Raw genomic sequence first — 17,833 nt, 5'->3', positions numbered from 1 at the left:
CATGACACTTTCAAGCGCAGTGCCGACTTTTCCCGAAGCACCTTTTAGCGACTCAAGATCAATTTCAATCACTGTTCCCCCAACAGCAGATCAATTACGAGCAAGTCGAAATTCTCTTTCGCTCGCTCACAGTTCTTTTCATAATCACGAAAAACTAGTCCAGTAGATGAAATTCCTACGACACCACCTGGCGTAGGCACCGCGTGCATGCAATGGGTCTGACTATTTGCGGCATGATACGTCGAGACTTCTAGACCTGAATCATTCATCGACCGGTCGGTCAGCCTGCCGTCCTCCTCTAGCTCTTCCAAAGGCGATCTTGAGCTAAAGATGGTGACGAAGTCTTCATGCGGCCCATCGGAAATTGGTTGTACGGAGCAAATCACTCCAAAGTATTTTGGTAAGTCACCTTTGCCTACACGCTCCAACCCATGCTTCGCTAGGTCGTACCCGTCCAGCTCGGCGCAGATATCAAAGAGTTCGAAGCCTGCAACGTTGTAGTCGTAAAAGCCGTCGGCCTTCAGCGGCGCGTTGCCTTTTCGGTTTTTGAAGTGCTTAGTCTCGGCAAGGTCCACCGGCTGGTTCGCCTCGTTTTCCGCTAAAGGGGATGAAACGTGCGAACTGTCAGAGTCGCTGTGTGGCTCCGTCGGCTGACTAGTGTCAGCCAGAACCCCCCATTGCGCACCGGAGCACCCAACGATGTTTGCTACAAGCACTCCCCCAAGCGCCGCAGCAAACAGTCTGGCGATTCGCATCGCTTCACCCCCTCCACTTTCCACATGCCGCTTGTCTCGTAGCGGCCAGGTCAGTTCCCCCCTCTCACTGACCCACAAAAATAGATATCACAGGTGCGGCGTCACATGCGCTGTGAGTTTGCGAAGAACGTCACACATTCGACGTCACAGACGGGCTTTTAACCTTTTGATTACCAAACAACTCCTAGCTATTCACCAGTCAAAACACTTAGATACCAATACCAATCCCAAAACAGCCACCTGCCGCTCCTGCGAATTCACCGCAGCCTGCAGTTTCTCCAAAAATGTAAACCTGAACATTTACTGAACTTTTGGTGACCGTAGAAACGCACGTCGCACTAGCACGATTGCTAACCCCCTGCGCACCGCAGAAAACAGTCAAATTTAGAAACTCCACCAATAAACAGACGCCCCTGACCTAACCTGACAACAAGTTAGTTTTGCCATTAAACCTGACCAAGGAACCTCATGTCACTCTCCGGAAAAGTCAGTTTCCATGCCGCTGCCAAAGCCACCGCCACGGCGATTGTCACTGCAGCGCTCGTCGGCGCCACCGTCGCTGCGCCCGCCTCCGTATCAGCACAGTCATCGGAAGCATTCAAGGGCATCGCTGATGCAACGCCACCGTCTGCGGTGAAAAAGGGCTCCCCGATGAAGCCGGTTAAGAAATACACCGAACCCACCAATGACAGTGGACTGGTCATCACCACCCCACCGGCAGAGCCAGGAAAGCTCATGGCAGAGGTTCCCCTCGCCCCATCGGTTGGCCTAGCCGACTCCGCTACTCAGCTCCGCTTTTCCTACAGCACTATCAACCAGCACGGCAAGGTTGCGGCAGCAACCGCCACTGTTTTCCTTCCGCAGGGCACCGCACCCGAAGGTGGCTGGCCAGTGATGGCGTGGTCACATGGCACCGTCGGCCTAGCGGACCAGTGCGCGCCGAGTATCAATGTGCCTTCCGGCCGCGACCGCGACTACCTTAACCAGTGGCTGCGCGAAGGATACGCAATCGTTGCGGCAGACTATGTCGGCCTCGGCACCCCAGGTCTGATGAGCTACCTCAACGGCACCACTACCGCTCGCTCGGTTACCGATGCCGTTCTCACTGCTCGGTCCACTACCGCTGGCAATCAGCTTGCCAAGAAGTGGGCTGTCATCGGCCAGTCACAAGGCGGCGGTGCCGCGCTTCATGTCGCCCATAAAGCCACCGCTAATTCGAAAGCTGCCGGCTTAGATTTCCGTGGCACCATTGCAACTGGTGCGCCTGCCTACATCGAAGAGCTGGTTATCGCCGGCGGCCCAACATTCCCACCTGTGCCAATGCCAGCTGCCATGAACGCGTACACAGCGTATATCCTCGCCGGATTCCGCGACGCCTACCCACAATTCGATATCGATTCGACACTCACCGCGGAGGGCAAGAAGATGGTCGATGCCGCTGAAACCACTTGCCTCGGTGAAATGCAAGACGCCCTCGACGGTACGAATGTTGCTCGCATGTTCACCAAGCCGCTGCGAAGCCTGCCGGGGATCGAAGGTGCGCTCCGCAAATACATGGGCACGCCGACAAGCGGCTATGACCGCCCAGTGTTCCTTGCGCACGGCCTGCAAGACTACGACGTTCCAACACCAATCGGGTTGGCCCTGAACTCTGAAATGTGGCTGAAGCAGTTCGCCGCCGGAGCTGGTTCTGCAGGCGGGTCGGGCAACCGTGAGGTTGTGGTGAAGTGGTACAACACCGACCATGGTGAAACAGTTCCGCGTTCCTTAGCGGATTCGGTACCGTTTGCGCGCCGAATTCTACGCTAGCTGCCCTACCAAGACACGCAGCATAGCCCCCAGCTAACCGCGGTCAGCCCAGAGCCTTCGCGGATTCCCACAAACAGATCGACGCTGCCGTCGCCAAGTTCAGCGATTCCGCCCGCCCACGAATCGGAATCCGTACCCGCAGGTCTGCTTCATTTTGCAGTTCCTGCGGCAGGCCATGAGCCTCGTTGCCAAACAGCCACGCAGTCGGCTGGCCCAACACGCCATCGGCACCGGCGTTAGCAGCCTCTGCAAGGTCAATTTCGCCATCCGCAGCGGTCGCCAAAATCTGGAAGTCCTGCTCCCGCAGCTCCTCAATCACCGCCAGAATATTCGCTTCCCGCGCCACCGGAATATGGAACGACGACCCTGCCGAAGCCCGCACCACTTTCCCACTCAGCGGATCCACGGTCTCCCCAGCGAACACCACAGCGCCAGCACCCACCGCGTCCGCCACCCGGATCACCGTCCCCGCGTTGCCAGGTTCGGCAGTTTCCACCGGCACCGCTACCAGTGGGGTTTTTTCGCTTGCTGACGAAATGGCTGCCGTGTAGCTGACTAGGTTGCTCCGGCATACCGCGAAAAGACCAGTGGAAGTAACCGTGTCTGCTAGCGTCTTGGCGGCGCGATCGTCAATCACCGAAACGTCGGTAGTCGTTGCGTCAAGAAGCGAAAAGAACCTTTCGCGGGCACTTTCCGTAACAAATACCTCCTGCGCAATGCCGGTCTGCAGTGCTGCCTCAACGGAGTTGAAGCCTTCAGTGAGGAACAAACCAACTTTGCGGCGCTGGGCGGCGCGGTGCAGTTTGCCGGCGGCGACAATGCGTGGGGTGCGTTCGGTAAATACAGCTTCTTGCGGGACGAAAGACATAACTACCAGCCTACTTGTCGGGAAACGGATAACAGATCACAAAAGGCCGGAACCACACGGTCCCGGCCGGAAAGTGACTAGCAAAAGCTAGCGGTGGTCCTAATTGGAATTAGGAAGCCTTTGGAGCGTTGACGTCCTCAGGCAGCGCAGCCTTAGCAGCCTGCACCAGAGCGGTGAACGCAGCTGGGTCAGAAACAGCGATTTCTGCCAGGTTCTTGCGGTCGATCTCGATGCCGCCGGCAGCCAGACCCTGCATGAAGCGGTTGTAGGTCATGTCGTTTGCCCGGGCAGCCGCGTTGATACGGGTGATCCACAGGCGACGGAACTGATTCTTGCGCTTACGGCGGTCGTTGAACGCGTAAGTCTTCGAGTGGAGCATCTGCTCCTTGGCCTTGCGGTACAGGCGGGAGCGCTGGCCGCGGTAGCCCTTGGCAGCCTCCAATACTTCGCGACGCTTCTTCTTGGCGTTAACTGAACGCTTGACACGTGCCACGGTGTTACTTCCTTACTAGATGAAAACTTTAATTAGGGTGATAGACGGTGTGACCGTGTACTAGCTCTGGCCGAGCAGGCGCTTGATGCGCTTGACGTCAGCTGGAGCGACGTCGGTGGTGCCCTTCAGACGACGGGTGCGGGTGGAAGGCTTACCTTCCAGCAGGTGGCGACGGTATGCGCGCTCGCGGCGCAGCTTGCCGGAACCGGTCTGCTTGAAACGCTTAGCGGTGCCCTTGTGGGTCTTCTGCTTCATTTTCAGTGTTCCTTTACTTCTTGCATGTGGACGTGGCCTGGTAGGCCAGTGGCGTGCACTGGCTGGTTACCTGGTCGTCCCTCGAGGCGCCGGGCGCCTTAGTTCTTGCCGCCGGATGGCTTCTGGCCGCGGGATGGACCAATAACCATGGTCATGTTGCGGCCATCCTGCTTCGGACGGCTTTCGACGATGCCAACTTCGGCAACGTCTTCGGCGAGACGCTCGAGGAGGCGGTAACCCAGTTCCGGACGCGACTGCTCACGGCCGCGGAACATGATGGTCACCTTGACCTTCGAACCCTTTTCCAGGAAGCGAACAACATTGTTCTTTTTGGTCTCGTAATCGTGGTCATCGATTTTCGGGCGGAACTTCTGTTCCTTGACCACAGTCTGCTGCTGGTTCTTCCGAGCTTCGCGAGCCTTCTGGGCAAGTTCGTACTTGTACTTGCCGTAGTCCATAATCTTGGCTACGGGTGGGCGGGCGTTCGGAGCAACCTCGACTAGATCGAGGTCTGCCTCGTATGCAAGCTTGCGGGCGTCGTCCGTGCGGACAATTCCCACCTGCTCACCGGACGGGCCGACGAGTCGGACCTCGGGAACTCGGATTCGCTCGTTAATGCGAGCTTCAGCGCTGATGTGGCCTCCTAAGTAGCAATGTTTACGTTCGCAACCGCGACACAAGTAAAGGAGGCATCACAATCCAAAAGCAAGGTGGGCGTCACCAAAGGTGAGCATCGTTATGCCTAGTAAGGACCGTTTTCTTAACCACGACGCAACCATAATTATTCGGCGCGACGAGGTGGGATTCCTCCACTTGCGGCTGCACTCATCACCAAAAGCATTGCTTATTGACGATAAATGCGGCGGTCGCCTATCCACACTACACAGTTATCCACAGATTCCCAAACCACGCCCTGCATATGGCTTCGAATTCGCAGTAGTGTTCCAGTTATGACCTTCAAAGAGGATTTAGGAAAGCTTTCTGCTGAGCTTAAAACACTACAGCGTTCCGTGTCACAACTGACAGCAGCAGTAGACACCATCGTCACGCGCATCGATAGTGCGCAGCCGACTTCTGCTCCGCAGGCAGGTCCGCAGCCAGGTCCGCAAACGGGAAGGTCGGCAGCTGCCTGGGCCGTGCCGGATCAAACCTCAGCAGCGCAGCCAGCCCGAGCGGTGCAGCCAGCAACGCCGCCCCGCCCGCCGATGCAGCCGCAGCGACCAATGCCAGCACGGTCCGTGCCGCCACAGCGGTCGATACCGCCGCAACGGCCGATGCCACCCCATCGGCCAATGCCACAGCGCATCCCATCAATGCGGCCAGTTCCGGTTCCCAAGGAACTCGCCACGCGGCCTAAGCCTGCAACTCCGTGGTGGCAAAACGAACGCATCGTCACGCGAATCCTTGCCATTGCTGGTGCGCTCATCACCATTATCGGCATCGGGTTCCTCGTTGCACTGGCTATCCAACACGGCCTGCTTGGCCCGCTGAGCCGAGTCATTCTCGCCTACTTACTCGCCGTTGTACTGCTTGGCTGCGCTGCGTGGCTGCAACGAAAGAAACCAACTAACCCAGGCATTAACGCTTTAGTGTTCGCCAGCTATCTGACAGCCACCATTACCACCCAGTCGCTGGTAGACATATTGCACTGGTGGCCGTGGTTCGTTGGCATGCTAGTGCACATAGCGCTTGGCATTGGATTTATCGCATTATGCCGCACGTGGGCTAAGCCGATACTCGCACTTATTCTGCTGCTGCCAGCATTCTTCTTCCTATCTACTTTCGTTCCAGCTGTCGGTGCGATGGCTGGTGTTGCTGTGTTCGCTACCGTAGTGATCACGCTGTCGTACCGGCGTCATTGGCCATTCATTGCGCCATTAACAGTCGGTGGTTTACTACTGACGTCATTCACTCGTCCCTATGGCAACTGGGATGATGCCTTCACCAACAACCCGCACCTGGAGTACTTGGGCCGAACCTTTATCTATATCGACTCCATCACGGTCACAATCGCAGTGTTTGCGATCTTGGCGCTAGTTACGCTGCAGCAACGTGTTGATGATTCAGACCCATCTAGCGATGTCTACGCAGCATTCCGCGGCGGCACTGTCGCAGCGCTGCCAGTTGTTCTGTATTTCCAAGTGTGGGATTTCTTTGCCGCCACCGCGGCCACCGCATACTGGACCACGGTGTTCCTCCTTTTGATTGCAGCTGGGTTTGTTTTACCGCGACTACGCCGCAGCACTGGCACCGAACTCGTTCCTTACGTCGTGAACTCGGGACTCATCTGCTTCTATCTGTTCCTGTGGACCATCGACTGGCTCCAAGGAAGGCTCCTGCTCACGTTGGTTGCGTTGGCGCTGACTACTGCACTGTTTGTCGGCTATCGACTCCAACCAGGTGCCATTGCGAAGTCCACCCTGGTTCTCGCACTAATTGGCATTGTGATGGAACTGATTGAGCGGATCGGTCTGGCCTGGCGACTAGGGTACTCAGCAGGGATGCACGCGGTTGTCTTGGAGAGGGAAAGCCAACCACTGCCAATACTGACCTCGCTGCTCACCATCGGATTGGTCGCTGCATTGGTGTCGATGTACTCGCTAAAGTCCGAATCCAACCGATTCCGGATGTCCTATGCCGGCTTTGGTTTGTGGCTTTCGTCAATACCTATTGTTCTTCTGACTACGGCAGTGGGAGTTTCTGGTGGCTTGGCGGGCACTGATGCATTCCTCTTTGGTCACACCATCGTCTCGGTGACGTGGATGACCCTGGCCGGTGGTCTGCTGCTCTACCGCAACTGGCCATTGAAGGAATCGACAACCCTCGGGGCTGGGTTCGTGCTCGCGACGGTGGCAACTGCCAAGCTCATCTTCTTTGACCTTGAAGAACTAACGGGACTTGCCCGTGTCTTGGCGTTCCTAGTCTGTGGTTTGCTGCTCATCGGCATGGCAACGTGGCGGTCGAATCAAGACCGGTCACCTCGCCCAGAGTCTCAGAAACGGCCGGGCGAACAGCCCCAGGAGACGAAGAAGCCCGCAGCGGAATCAGTAGCTCAAGCAGAAAAGCCCGCTCAGGAAACCGAAACATCTCCGCAACCGGCTGTGAGCGACTGGGCACTGTAACCGCAAGCGCCCAGTGGGCGCGGTGGGCGCTGGGCTACTCCAGCGGACGGCCGTTGGCGTCAAAGCCGTACTGGCCACTGCGGAGCAGAATCAGAATGAACTCTACAAATGCCCAAATGCCGAGGCCGATCAGGATTGGGAAGCCAATCAGGATGAATAGCGAGATAAATCCAAATACAAACATTGCCAGCTGGATTGTGCCGCGGCGGGTGTAGCCCAAGTAGAAGTTGTGCACGCCAAACTCACCGAGGAACAAAGCCAGCAACGCTGCAGCGATTTGCGACTTCGGTGGTGTCATCGGCGAATACTGCATCTGGCGGGCATACGGCGGCACAGCGTTCGTGGGCAAGTTCTGGGGCGCCTGCGGATTCATCGCAGCGAACTGCTGCTGGGCATACGGATTCGAGGCCTCTGCTGGGGACTGGAAAGCAGTCGGACGCGGGTTTCCGCCATACGGGGAAGCCTGCGGACTCGAACCGTCATTGTGGCTCAGGCTTTTCCAAATGTCCTCATTGCTCTTGCGGCGAGGATCAATCGGCAGACCATCAGAATCGTAGGACTGCCCGCCGTAATTGAATGACATTGCCTTCTCCTAAATTTCGCTATGTACCCAAGGTACTCGGATCGGCCTAAAAAAGCCGAGCCCCCAGAAAACAGGAGACCCGGCTGATCGCCGACGCTGCTAGCGCAGTGGTACGCCCCTAGCATCGGTGGCAAATGGTTCTTTACGAAGCAGAATCAAAACGAATTCCACCAGCACCCAAAGGGCAACACCCCAAGACAAGATCGTTGCCAAGCCCTCCGCTACTCCCACGGCGGACAGCACAATCGATGCCACCGTCATTCCCAGCTGAGCCAAGCCTCGGTTGGTGTAGCCAACATAAAAGTTATGCACGCCGAATACGCCTAGGAAGAACGCCAACAGCGCGGCGACAACCATGGACTTCTGCTTGCCTACGACTTGTCCTGCGCCCTGCGGAGGAGCTGGCATCGGTGCCGTTGCTGAACTGCCATAAGGATCGGAACTCCCATAAGGGGCAGAGCTGCCGAAAGAAGCGGAGCTTTCGTAGGGATTGGAGTTGTCGTAAGGATTGGAACTATCAGACGGATAGCCACCGTAGTTATTGGACATGAAGCGCAGCCTTTAGTTTTGGATCCACAAATATTTCTTTGCGGTCCAATGTACCAAAATGCACAACTGCTACTGCCAACTAACTACAGCATCTCTGCCAAGAACTGCCCGGTGTGCGACTCTTTTACCTTCGCCACATCCTCGGGAGTTCCTTCGGCCACCACAGTGCCACCGCCGGAACCGCCTTCCGGCCCCATATCAATGACCCAGTCCGCCATCTTGATCACATCCAAATTGTGCTCAATAACAATGACGGTATTGCCCTTATCCACTAGTCCTTGAATCACCAGCATCAGTTTGCGGATGTCTTCGAAATGCAGACCAGTTGTTGGTTCATCAAGGATGTAGACGGTTCGGCCCTTGGAGCGTTTTTGCAACTCCGCCGCCAGCTTCACGCGCTGTGCTTCACCGCCGGACAATGTGGTTGCGGCCTGCCCAAGCCGGACATAGCCCAAACCAACTTCCACCAAGGTGTTCAGGTACCGCGAAATAGAGGTGATCGGTTCGAAGAACTCCGCCGCCTCTGAAATCGGCATGTCCAACACTTCGGAAATATTCTTGCCCTTGTAGCGCACTTCCAACGTTTCGCGGTTGTACCGCGCCCCATTGCACACTTCACACGGCACATATACGTCCGGCAAGAAGTTCATCTCAATCTTCAACGTGCCGTCACCGCGGCAAGCCTCACACCGGCCGCCCTTGACGTTGAAGCTGAACCGCCCCGCCTTATACCCACGAACTTTCGCTTCAGTCGTTTCGGCGAACAAGTTACGAATCTTGTCGAACACACCCGTGTAGGTCGCCGGGTTGGAGCGCGGCGTCCGCCCAATTGGCGACTGATCCACCTGCACCAACTTATCCAGCTGGTCAGTTCCTTCTACCCGGGTGTACCGCCCAGGTACTTGGCGCGAACCGTTGAGCTCGTTGGCCAACACTTTCGCCAAAATGGAGTTCACCAGCGTCGATTTTCCGGAACCAGAAACGCCAGTCACACACGTCAATACGCCCAATGGGAAAGACACTGTGACATTTTGCAGGTTATTCTCGCGGGCGCCCACGACGGTGAGCTTCCGGTCAGGGTCCAGTGGTCGGCGCTCGTCTGGGGTGGCCAGCACTCGCCTACCGGACAAATACGCGCCGGTGAGCGACTGCTCAGCCCCTTCGATCCCGGCTGGTTCGCCTTGGTAGACAATTTCACCGCCGTATTCACCAGCGCGCGGCCCGATGTCCACCAACCAGTCCGCTTCGCGAATGGTTTCCTCGTCATGCTCCACGACGATCAAGGTGTTGCCCAGGTCCCGCAGTTTCTTCAGCGTCGTAATCAACCGTCGGTTATCGCGCTGGTGCAACCCAATGGACGGCTCATCCAGCACGTAGAGCACACCGGCCAACCCAGAGCCGATTTGCGTCGCCAAGCGAATACGCTGAGCTTCGCCACCGGACAAGGTCCCTGCCGCGCGGTCCAACGTCAAGTACTCCAACCCAACATCCAACAGGAACCGCAACCGCGCCTGGATCTCGGTGACCACTCGTCCGGCAATGGCGGTATCACGCTTATTCATCTGCAGCGTATCCAAAAAGCGGGACGCCTCACTGACAGACATATTCGACAGCCCAGCAATGGACTGCTCACCCAACTCGCCGGAATTCAAGGTCACCGCCAGCACGGCCGGCTTAAGACGCGTGCCATTACATGCCGGACATGGGATTTCCCGCATGAAATCTTCATACCGCTGCCGCGCCGACTCCGACTCGGTGCCCTCCAACCGGCGCTGCAGGTAACCAAACACGCCCTCGAATGGCGCGGTGTACTGGCGGTTACGCCCAAACCGGTTCCGGTAGCGCACCGTCACCCGGTCCTTCGAACCTGTCAGAATCTTCTTCTGATTCGTCTTCGACAATTCATTCCACGGCGTATTCGGGTCAAATCCCACAACCTCCGCGAGGCCGGTAATTAGCCGCTGGAAATAGTCCGAATTCGCGCTCATCATCCACGGCGCCACCGCATCCACCACAGGTTTAGTGACGTCCGGAATCACCAAATCCGGGTCAATTTCCTTACGCACACCAATGCCGTCGCATACCGGGCAGGCACCATACGGGCTGTTGAAGGAAAACGACCGTGGTTCCAGCTCATCCAGTTCAATGGCATGACCATTCGGGCAGGCCATCTTCTCCGAGAACCGGCGCCGACGCATCGGATCGTCCTCATCCAGGCTCACAAAATCCAGCACGACCAACCCGTCAGCCAATGCCAACGCGGTCTCCACCGAATCGGTTAGGCGTTGCCGCTGCGTTGGTTTGACCTGCAGCCGGTCAACCACAACATCAATGTCATGCTTGACCTGCTTCTTCAGCTTCGGCACGTCATGAATTTGATGCATCTGCCCGTCGACAATGACGCGGGCATAGCCTTGCGCAGCCAAGTCCTCGAAAAGGTCAACGAACTCGCCTTTCCGGGTCCGCACCACCGGCGCCAGCACCTGGAACTTCAGACCTGGTTCCATCTCCAGCACCTGGTCCACAATTTGTTGCGGGGTTTGCCGACCAATTGGCGCGCCACATTCCGGGCAGTGCGGCACACCGGCGCGCGCGTACAACAGGCGCAGGTAGTCATGAACTTCCGTGATGGTACCCACCGTCGACCGCGGGTTGCGGTTCGTGGACTTCTGGTCGATGGACACCGCCGGCGACAATCCCTCAATGAAGTCAACATCCGGCTTATCCATCTGCCCGAGGAACATCCGCGCATAGGACGACAGCGACTCCACGTAGCGGCGCTGCCCTTCCGCGAAAATAGTATCGAACGCCAGCGACGATTTACCGGAACCACTCAGCCCGGTAAAAACGATCATTTCATCGCGAGGCAAATCAATATCGACGCCCTTGAGGTTGTGTTCCCGAGCGCCTCGGACCACCAGCTGTTCAGCCACGGAGTTCCTTCCTATAGATACCGCTATTCCCCCACCTTACTCGCCCCGAACCCGAGACAAGCCTGGCAAAGTTATCTAACATGACGGCATGGACTCGAACAAGTATACGGGAGAATTGACCGGCCCGCGCGACCTCCAGACCACCCTAATTGGACCATTCACCATGGTGAAAACCACCGTCGGCCCGATGGACAACAACTGCTATTTCCTCGTGCAAGACACAAACATTGTGCTTATTGACGCCTGCGGGGACGCTGACCACCTCCTCGCTGTCGCAGAACGTTTCGGCGGGCAGATTAAAGCCGTCATCACTACCCATCAGCACGCTGACCACGTCGGCGCTTTAGAAGAAGTGCTTGCCGCAACTGGTGCGGTCCACATCAGTACCGCTGGCGAATCGGAAGCGCTGCCGGTGCCAGCTGACATCCTGGTAGCCGATGGCGATGACCTTGCCGACGTTGCGGCTCAGGCGCTGGCAGGTTTCAACCTTGATGGCGTTTGCTTGAACTGCAGTGTGCTGCGCGGCCACACCCCGGAAGGGCTCGCTATCGCACTTCAGAGCGATGGACCGACGCACCTGTTCGTTGGGGACTCCCTCTTCCCAGGGGGCGTTGGCAAAACCAATTCACCTGCACAGTTCGAACAATTGCTGTCCGATGTCACCACCAAACTTTTCGAACGATTCCCTGATAACACACAAGTGCATCCGGGGCACGGAGCCGACACTTCTTTGGGCAGCGAGCGCCCTCACTTGAATGAATGGCGTACGCGCGGTTGGTAATTTCCTTACACTGGTTACTGATAGCGACAAACGCACCAAGGAGAGAACAATGATCCGTACTCTTGCTCGTCCGCTTCTGGCCACCGCTTTCATCGCCGATGGCGCAGACATGCTGATTAACACTGAAGACCACGTCGAAGGCGCAACCGAAGCCATCGACCGCACCGCAAAGCTGCTCCCAAATGAGTACGCTCGGCAGATCCCAACTGACAAGCCGAAGCTGTTCATTCGTGCCGCTGGTGCTACCAAGGTTGCCGCAGGTGCCATGTACGCCGCAGGAAAGCGTCCTCGCTGCGCCGCCGCCACCCTGGCGCTGCTGCAGGTGCCAACCATCCTGGCTCGCCACGCATTCTGGGAGACCCAGGATCCAAAGGAAAAGGCACACCGCCGTTCCGGTTTCGTTGTCAACGTTGGCCTACTCGGTGGCCTGATGCTCGGCGCGGTAGATACTGCCGGCAAGCCAGGTCTGAAGTGGCGCACGGAACATGCCGCGAAGGAAGCAAAGAAGTCCATCTCTGCGGCACTGCCATCTGGTAGCGACTCCAACCGTGCCGAAGAGTGGAAGGAACAGCTCTCCGAGCGCGCTGAAGGGTGGGGCAAGTCCATCCGCGAAGGTGCAGAAACTGCATCCGAGGCAGCATCCAGCAGCTTCGCTGATGTGAAGTCCTACTATGACGACAATAAGGACGACTGGGCTGACTCTGCGAAGCAGTTCGCCGAAGAAGCTTCTGAAGTAGCGTCGGACCTTACTGAAGTTGCGACCGAAAAGGCACGCGACTGGTTCAAGACCCTGCGCAAGAAGGCTTCGGCCTAGCGAAAGGCTTCACCTTCCGTCGGGAACTGGGTAGACTTTGTAGTTTCCAGTTTCTGACGGAAGGTTTTTTGTGTCGTCAACTGAGTTTTCAGGCGCAGCTTCACCGGAAGCTTCAGCGGCTCAGCAGCCGGAGCTCGCGTTAGAACAAGCGCACGCAGATCGCGTTTTCGCCATCATCGACGCCGACCGCGTGGCTGACGCCGCCCGACTAAAAGAGGTCATGCTTGAAGATGACCCAGACCCGCAGGCACGTGTGGAACGGGAAACAGAATACGCCCGCCTCATCCGCCGCCTCGATCGCGCCCAGATCGCGGAAATGGGCCTACTTTTCGGCCGCATCGATGTCGCTGATGACGACCCTGCAAACCCAGTCGCCGATAAACCTGGCATTGATCGCCGCTATATCGGCCGCATCGGTGTTTCCGATGAATCCGACGACTTCCGCACCTTGTCTATGGACTGGCGTGCGCCTCAGGCCCGCCCGTTCTACCTCGCCACCACTGCACACCCCGAAGGAGTCAGTCTCCGGCGGCAACTCCGCACTGCTGGCCGCACCGTCACCGACTACCACGACGAATGGCTCTCTGGTCACGATGTCACCGACGCCGACCACGGAAATGTTGGCAGCGAATCCGCACTGCTAGATGCACTCAACCGCGCCCGCACCGGCCACATGTCCGACATCGTCGAAACCATTCAGCGTGAACAGGACACCATCATCCGCGACGACACTCTCGGCGTTGTCGTCGTCGAAGGCGGCCCCGGCACCGGCAAAACCGCGGTTGCGCTGCACCGCGTAGCGTGGCTGCTCTACACCCACCGGGAACGACTCGAGCGTTCCGGCATCCTCATCATCGGCCCGAACAGCACGTTCCTGGACTACATTTCCCGGGTGCTGCCTTCACTTGGTGAGACCGGAGTTGCACTGTCCACCATCGGCGACCTCTACCCTGGAGTCACCGCCACCGGCCAAGAAATACCCGTCGTCCGGGAAGTCAAAGGCTCGGAAGAAATGGTGTACATCCTGCGGGAAGCGGTCCGCAACTACCAGCGGGTGCCGGAAGAGCCGCGCATTGTCCGTGCCGGAAATTACGATCTGACGGTCACCCCAGCCATGGTTCGTGCTGCCCGCACCCGCGCGCGCCGCAGCCACCGCCCGCACAATGCCGCGCGCCCGATTTTCCAGGAGCATCTGGTCGCCGCCATCGCCGAGCAGTTCCGGGAACGGATCGGTGCGGACCCGCTCGGCGGCGACAACCTGATTACCGGCGCCGACATGTTGGAGCTTATTGACGAATTGAACGCCGAATCGGACATCACCGATCTCGTCGACGAGCTATGGCCAACGCTGGAACCTACCACCGTTCTGGTGGAATTCTTCAGTGATGCTGACGCGATTGCTGCCGCAGCCCGCGACTACGATGACCTCACCCGGCAATCCCTGCTCCGCGAACCGGGCTGCCCGTGGGCCAGTTCAGATGCCGCGCTGCTCGATGAATTGGCTGAGCTCATCGGTGTGGTCAGTCCCGATGCGCTCGATGAGGCGGCGCTGCGGGAGCGGCAAGACCGCATCACTGAGGCGCAGGAGGCTTTGGACATTCTGACTGGTTCTGCATCTCAAGATGTCGAAGACGTGGTGGATAGCCTTGGCCCGGAAATCCTCATGGCGTATGACGTGATTGATGCGGAAGCGTTGGCTGAACGTCATACGCACCGCGAATACTTGTCCACTGTGGAGCGGGCGATGCGGGATCCACGCTGGGCATTCGGGCACATCATTGTGGACGAAGCGCAGGAAATCTCGGCGATGGAATGGCGAATGTTGTTCCGCCGCAGCCCGAACCGCTGGCTCACTCTAGTTGGCGATATTGCGCAAACGTCGAATCCTGGCGGCACAGACTCTTGGGATAGTGCGTTGTCGCCTTTTGTTTCTGGCCGGTGGCGCCGTCATGAGCTCACGGTCAATTACCGCACCCCACAGCGCATTATGGATTTCGCGGCGCAGCTGCTGCCATATATCGCGCCGGAGCAAACCGCACCGAAGTCGATTCGCGACAACGGCCGCGACGTCCAGATCCATGTGATGCCACACAAAAACGGTATCGAGGGGCTAATCGAGTCGGTCCAAACCGTCATCAAGCAATTGGAACCGCACCTAGTGGGCCGCAGCCTCGCTGTGATTGTGCCGAACGACATCGCTGAGTTTGATGAGTGGCGTGCGGCGAACGTGCCGGCCTATAGCGTCGACCGGGTCAAAGGGTTGGAGTTTGACGAGGTTATTGTGCTGTGGCCGGATGACATTGCGCAGGGGGCGCAGGGGCTGCAGGACCTGTATGTGGCACTTACGCGTGCGACCCAAGGACTCAGCATCATCAACAGTCGCGATGACGGAATCTTTGGGTCGCAGGAAGCGGAATAATCGGCTAGCTATAAATCAGCCAACGACTAGTCGACGGTGTGCACAATCATGACGTCGCAGTCGGACTGACGGGCAACGTCCGCTGGAACGGAGCCCAGCAGGCGGCCAGTCAGGGAGTTAATGCCGCGGTTACCGACGACCAGCAGGTCAGCGTTCTTCTCGGTAACCAGCGCCATCAGCGCTTCAACTGGAGAGCCAGCGCGAACTTCAGCTTCCACATTCTTCACGCCGACCTTCTTCGCCAGCTCGCTTGCAGCGTCTAGGTTCTTGCGGGCAGGGTCGTCACCAAGCACCGTGACCGAGTCCTTGCGGAAGGACTCCGAAGCGGTGGCCTGATCCTCGTAGTAAGCGCAGCCCACAACCAGAGTTGCGTCGACTGCGGCAGCGATAGTTGCAGCGCGCTCAACTGCCAACATAGAGGACTTCGAACCGTCGGTGCCGACGACAATGGTCTGGTAAAGCGACATGAGGTGCCTTCCGTCAGAGAAACATTTGCAATTGCTTTAAGCGTAGCAAAGTTACCAGACGACAACGATGAAATTCGCGCCGGAACTATCGGCCGAGCTCTAAGATAAGAGCTATGACAGTTGAACTCGATGAAGTCCGCAACTTCCTCGCGGACACCGAGCCCTTCGCTCACCTACCGGCGGAAGAATTAGACCGCCTACCAGCGCAATTGACCATGCGCTATATCCGGCGCGGTGAACAAATCATTGAGTTCGGCGCCGAAAATGACACGATGTATATCATCCGTTCCGGCGCAGTTGACCTCACTGACGAACAAGGCGTGCTCCTTGACCGGCGTGAACCAGGTCGCAGCTTCGCCTACTCCACCTTGATGGGGGATCCCGTCAGCCAATACGGCATGGTGGCCGTTGAAGACTCCCTCGTGCTGCAGCTACATCAAACCGTCTTCACCGAACTGGCAACGAAGTATTCCGACTTCAAGCGCTACTACTCTTCGCTGTCTATCCGCATGCAGTCGGTCGCTGAGCAGTTGCACCAAGCCACCGCCTCAGAGGTGCTGCAAACGACGTTAGCTGAATTCAAAATTCCGAACCCGGCGACCGTCACCCCGCACACCACGATTGTCGACGCCGCACGAATGATGTCCGACCGCAACGTGTCTTCCCTGCTCATCGGCACTGACGATCGGCTTGACGGCATTATTACCGACCGCGACCTGCGCAGCAAAGTGGTTGCCGAGGGCCTGGATATTAACCTGCCGGTCTCCGACATTATGACCACCAAAGTGGCGACCCAAACCTCCGACGCCCTCGCTTTCGAATCGATGCTGCTGATGGCGGAATTGTCGATTCACCATGTGCCGGTGGTGGATGAGGGCAAGGTCACCGGCATCATTTCCTCGGCCGACATTATGCGGCTGCTGCGGTACAACCCGATTTACATGACCGCGGACCTATCCCGCCGCACCACCCCGAAGGAACTGAAGCAAACTTTCGACTTTGCCCGCGATGTCGCCATCCGGTTCGTTGAACGTGGCGCCACCAGCGACGATGTTGGCCGCTTGATGACGGTTGCAGCTGACGCTCTCGCGCGCCGCCTCCTTACTCTGGCGGAAGAGGCGCTCGGCCCGCCGCCCGTCCCGTACTGCTTTGTCGTTATTGGTTCCCAAGGCCGCCGTGGTGTGGGGCTGGCATCTGACCAGGACAACTGCCTGGTACTGTCCGATGATTACGACCACGCGGCACACGGCAACTACTTTGCGCAGCTATCCACCCGAGTTTGCGAAGGCCTCGACGCTGCAGGGCAAGTCCTGTGCCCTGGCGACATGATGGCGATGAACCCGAAGTGGCGGATGACGGAAACCCAGTGGAAAAACACTTTCCACAATTGGATTAATGCCCCGGACCCGGATGCACTGCTGCATGCGCAAACCTTCTTCGACTTCCGCGGCATTCATGGTGATACATCGCTGGCTGAGCGGGTGCACAGTCATGTGGTGCGTCTTGCGCAGGCCCCAACGGCGTCGCGGATGCACGCACATTTGGCGGCGTTGGCGGTTCGCCGTGAACCACCGCTTGGCTTCTTCCGCGGGTTGGTTGTGGACCGAGCCGGTGAGTATGCGCACACGTTGGATGTGAAGAAGGGTGGTATCGCGGCGATTGTGCAGATTGCCCGGTTGTACGGCCTGATGGCTGGTGTTGATTCGGTGCGCACCACCACGCGGCTGCAGTTGGCGGCGCAGGCCGGGGTGCTGCAGGAGAAGGAGGCCGCCGATTTAATTGCGTCGTTTAGTTTCCTGTCGCTCATTGCGTTGCGGAATCAGTCCCACGAAATCATGGCCGGTGAGCAGCCGACCTACAATATTGACCCGAAAAAGCTGGCTAAGCTGGATCGTGAGCATCTGCGCGACGCCTTCCAGATTATTAAGAACACCCAGAACGGGTTGGCGACCAAGTTCCCAATCCGCAATATCTAACCCTCTTCT

Annotated in this window: 16 protein-coding genes; 6 read left to right on the top strand and 10 right to left on the bottom strand. The window is 57.8% G+C overall.

Translation table 11 applies throughout. From position 1 onward, the window contains the following. Window positions 1–68: 68 nt before the first annotated feature. Window positions 69–575 carry a hypothetical protein gene (locus A3EC_RS0108440; RefSeq protein ID WP_156812891.1) on the bottom strand — a complete coding sequence of 169 codons (507 nt, stop codon included), beginning with the start codon at window positions 573–575 and terminating at the stop codon, window positions 69–71. Between the two features lie 648 nt (window positions 576–1,223). Between A3EC_RS0108440 and A3EC_RS0108435 the strand changes: the two genes are divergently transcribed. Further along, window positions 1,224–2,564 carry a lipase family protein gene (locus A3EC_RS0108435; protein WP_018024750.1) on the top strand — a complete coding sequence of 447 codons (1,341 nt, stop codon included), beginning with the start codon at window positions 1,224–1,226 and terminating at the stop codon, window positions 2,562–2,564. Window positions 2,565–2,607: 43 nt separating this feature from the next. Here A3EC_RS0108435 and A3EC_RS0108430 read toward each other — a convergent pair whose 3' ends face one another. From A3EC_RS0108430 to A3EC_RS13065, 5 genes are all read right to left on the bottom strand, one after another. Continuing rightward, the gene (locus tag A3EC_RS0108430; RefSeq protein ID WP_018024749.1) at window positions 2,608–3,432 is read right to left on the bottom strand and encodes a TrmH family RNA methyltransferase; all 825 of its coding nucleotides are present in this window, start codon (window positions 3,430–3,432) and stop codon (window positions 2,608–2,610) included. Between the two features lie 109 nt (window positions 3,433–3,541). Next, entirely contained in the window at window positions 3,542–3,925 is a 384-nt protein-coding gene (gene rplT, locus A3EC_RS0108425) for a 50S ribosomal protein L20 (protein ID WP_018024748.1), read from the bottom strand. A 60-nt stretch (window positions 3,926–3,985) separates the two neighbouring features. Next, window positions 3,986–4,180 carry a 50S ribosomal protein L35 gene (rpmI, locus tag A3EC_RS0108420; protein WP_018024747.1) on the bottom strand — a complete coding sequence of 65 codons (195 nt, stop codon included), beginning with the start codon at window positions 4,178–4,180 and terminating at the stop codon, window positions 3,986–3,988. Between the two features lie 98 nt (window positions 4,181–4,278). Next, window positions 4,279–4,860, bottom strand: coding sequence for a translation initiation factor IF-3 (gene infC, locus A3EC_RS0108415; RefSeq protein ID WP_083879999.1), 582 nt, complete (start codon window positions 4,858–4,860; stop codon window positions 4,279–4,281). A gap of 364 nt (window positions 4,861–5,224) precedes the next feature. After that, window positions 5,225–5,479, bottom strand: a complete 255-nt coding sequence (locus tag A3EC_RS13065; RefSeq protein ID WP_169331401.1) for a hypothetical protein — start codon at window positions 5,477–5,479, stop codon at window positions 5,225–5,227. On the opposite strand from A3EC_RS13065, the gene A3EC_RS11870 reads away from it, so the two are divergent. After that, window positions 5,473–7,302 (top strand): DUF2339 domain-containing protein, encoded by a 1,830-nt coding sequence (locus tag A3EC_RS11870; RefSeq protein WP_018024744.1) that lies wholly within the window; start codon window positions 5,473–5,475, stop codon window positions 7,300–7,302. The two genes, A3EC_RS13065 and A3EC_RS11870, sit on opposite strands and share 7 nt — an antisense overlap. 34 nt (window positions 7,303–7,336) lie before the next feature. On the opposite strand, the gene A3EC_RS12770 is transcribed toward A3EC_RS11870, so the two are convergent. From A3EC_RS12770 to uvrA, 3 genes are all read right to left on the bottom strand, one after another. Beyond that, entirely contained in the window at window positions 7,337–7,885 is a 549-nt protein-coding gene (locus A3EC_RS12770) for a TM2 domain-containing protein (RefSeq protein WP_018024743.1), read from the bottom strand. 99 nt (window positions 7,886–7,984) lie between these two features. Then, window positions 7,985–8,434 carry a TM2 domain-containing protein gene (locus tag A3EC_RS11860; RefSeq protein WP_245532962.1) on the bottom strand — a complete coding sequence of 150 codons (450 nt, stop codon included), beginning with the start codon at window positions 8,432–8,434 and terminating at the stop codon, window positions 7,985–7,987. A gap of 83 nt (window positions 8,435–8,517) precedes the next feature. Next, window positions 8,518–11,367, bottom strand: coding sequence for an excinuclease ABC subunit UvrA (uvrA, locus tag A3EC_RS0108390; RefSeq protein WP_018024741.1), 2,850 nt, complete (start codon window positions 11,365–11,367; stop codon window positions 8,518–8,520). A gap of 88 nt (window positions 11,368–11,455) precedes the next feature. Here uvrA and A3EC_RS0108385 point away from each other — a divergent pair, with 88 nt between their 5' ends. The 3 genes from A3EC_RS0108385 (at window position 11,456) to A3EC_RS0108375 (ending at window position 15,381) form a co-directional block, all read left to right on the top strand. After that, complete coding sequence (locus A3EC_RS0108385; protein WP_018024740.1) at window positions 11,456–12,148, top strand: MBL fold metallo-hydrolase; 693 nt, start codon at window positions 11,456–11,458, stop codon at window positions 12,146–12,148. A gap of 49 nt (window positions 12,149–12,197) precedes the next feature. After that, window positions 12,198–12,962: a DoxX family protein gene (locus tag A3EC_RS11855; protein ID WP_018024739.1), complete on the top strand. Its 765-nt coding sequence runs from the start codon at window positions 12,198–12,200 to the stop codon at window positions 12,960–12,962. 70 nt (window positions 12,963–13,032) lie between these two features. Beyond that, window positions 13,033–15,381 carry a HelD family protein gene (locus A3EC_RS0108375; RefSeq protein WP_018024738.1) on the top strand — a complete coding sequence of 783 codons (2,349 nt, stop codon included), beginning with the start codon at window positions 13,033–13,035 and terminating at the stop codon, window positions 15,379–15,381. Between the two features lie 26 nt (window positions 15,382–15,407). Here A3EC_RS0108375 and A3EC_RS0108370 read toward each other — a convergent pair whose 3' ends face one another. After that, on the bottom strand, window positions 15,408–15,848 hold the full coding sequence (locus A3EC_RS0108370; protein ID WP_018024737.1) for a universal stress protein: 441 nt from the start codon (window positions 15,846–15,848) through the stop codon (window positions 15,408–15,410). Window positions 15,849–15,961: 113 nt separating this feature from the next. On the opposite strand from A3EC_RS0108370, the gene A3EC_RS0108365 reads away from it, so the two are divergent. Further along, entirely contained in the window at window positions 15,962–17,824 is a 1,863-nt protein-coding gene (locus A3EC_RS0108365) for a DUF294 nucleotidyltransferase-like domain-containing protein (protein WP_018024736.1), read from the top strand. Window positions 17,825–17,833: the final 9 nt, after the last annotated feature.

The organism is Corynebacterium ulceribovis DSM 45146 (assembly GCF_000372445.1).
In the GTDB taxonomy this organism is placed as follows: domain Bacteria; phylum Actinomycetota; class Actinomycetes; order Mycobacteriales; family Mycobacteriaceae; genus Corynebacterium; species Corynebacterium ulceribovis.
The sequence above is the reverse complement of the archived record's forward strand: the minus strand, read 5'-3'. Positions and strand labels throughout refer to the sequence as shown.